The organism is Frankia sp. CcWB2 (assembly GCF_977927585.1).
The window spans coordinates 1-1309 of sequence record NZ_CDWRCM010000150.1 but is presented as its reverse complement, the minus strand read 5'-3'; the positions used below and the strand labels follow the sequence as shown (position 1 = coordinate 1309).

Below are 1309 nucleotides of genomic sequence, written 5' to 3'. Positions count from 1 at the left end.
CCGGGGTCGGCATCAAGGAGATTCCCGGCAACACTTCCAACTTTTCACGGTCCAGGAGTTGAACGCTGCCGGCATCACGCAAGCCAGCAAGCGAGAGCTGCTGATCGATAATGAACTTCCGCTCATCGTCGTCTTGCCCATCCGTGGATTTTCTGGCCGACTCCTGGAAGTACGTGTAATCAGCCCCGCCGATCCAGATCCTGGCCTGAGGGAACAAATTAGCGTTCGGATCGACGAGCCACCCGAAGTGATCACAGTGCAGGTGTGTCACGACGACATCCTCCGCAACCTGTCGTTGTGACGGAGCGTGATGGCTCCTGGGGCTGTAAAGGGACGCACCCGCCCATCCGGAAAGATCGCGACTTGTCTAAGGTCCGTGATCGCCGGAAGAACGGGTGCGTTGTTGTTCGGGGGTACGGCTGGTCGTGCGGTGGCGGCGGTGCTGGGGTTGCCGGGGTTCGTGGCCGAGGTGTTGGAGTTCGAGACGGATGGTGTGGCCGCGCGGTGGGCGCGGGTGGCCTGGCACACGGCGCACGGCGCGTTCGTCTCCGCGGGTGGGCACGGCCTGCTCGGCGTGGTCGAGACCCGGGCGAGGGCCCCCGTGATCGCCTGGCTCCGGGCCCAGCCGGCGGCCTGGCGTGACGGGATCCGGGCGGTCACGATCGACATGTCGACGACGTACCGGGCCGTCGCCCGCGAGGCCCTCCCGCACGCGATGGTCGCGGCCGATCATTTTCATGTGGCCCAGCACCTGGGCAGGATGTGCGATGACGTGCGATGACGCATCAGTCACCAGCTCCACGACCGGCGCGGCCGGGCCACCGACGTCGAGTCCCAGCTCAACAACGCGCTGCGCTACGGTCCTGAGCGGCTCTCGGACCGCGGCCGACGGAAGATCCTCGACGGGCTCGGCGAGCTCGTCGCGATCGACGGCGACGCCGCCTACGACCTGCGCGTCGCCTGGACCGCGAAGAACCGGCTGCTCAGGGCGCTCGCGCTCTCCCCGTCACGGACCGGCCGGCCGGTCACCCGCACCGAGATCGCGCACACCGTTCCGCTTCCTCGACTACGTCGCGACCTTCGGCACCAGCATCCCCGAACTCGTCACCGCGACCGAGACCCTCAACACCTGGCTCGAGGAGATCACGAACGCTGTCCACCACGGGATCTCCAACGCGGCCGCCGAGGGAGTCAACCGCCTCACGAAGCTGATCTACCGGGTGGCGTTCGGGATGTCCAACGTCGCCAACCAGCAACTCAGGGCCCGGTACACCGCCTCCCGCGCTGCCCGCCCGCAGTGGCGACCGAC

Annotated in this window: 2 protein-coding genes and 1 pseudogene; 2 read left to right on the top strand and 1 reads right to left on the bottom strand. The window is 67.3% G+C overall.

Features of this window, described 5'->3' with window-relative positions; all coding sequences use genetic code 11:
• Positions 1 to 271, bottom strand: a pseudogene (locus ACY45C_RS15400) (hypothetical protein); the annotation flags it as partial.
• A gap of 129 nt (positions 272 to 400) precedes the next feature.
• Here ACY45C_RS15400 and ACY45C_RS15395 point away from each other — a divergent pair.
• Both ACY45C_RS15395 and ACY45C_RS15390 read left to right on the top strand, forming a co-directional pair.
• Positions 401 to 781, top strand: a complete 381-nt coding sequence (locus ACY45C_RS15395; RefSeq protein ID WP_462188289.1) for a transposase — start codon at positions 401 to 403, stop codon at positions 779 to 781.
• On the top strand, positions 738 to 1309 hold a 572-nt coding region (locus tag ACY45C_RS15390; RefSeq protein WP_462188288.1), incomplete at its 3' end, for a transposase. The genes ACY45C_RS15395 and ACY45C_RS15390, both read left to right, overlap by 44 nt.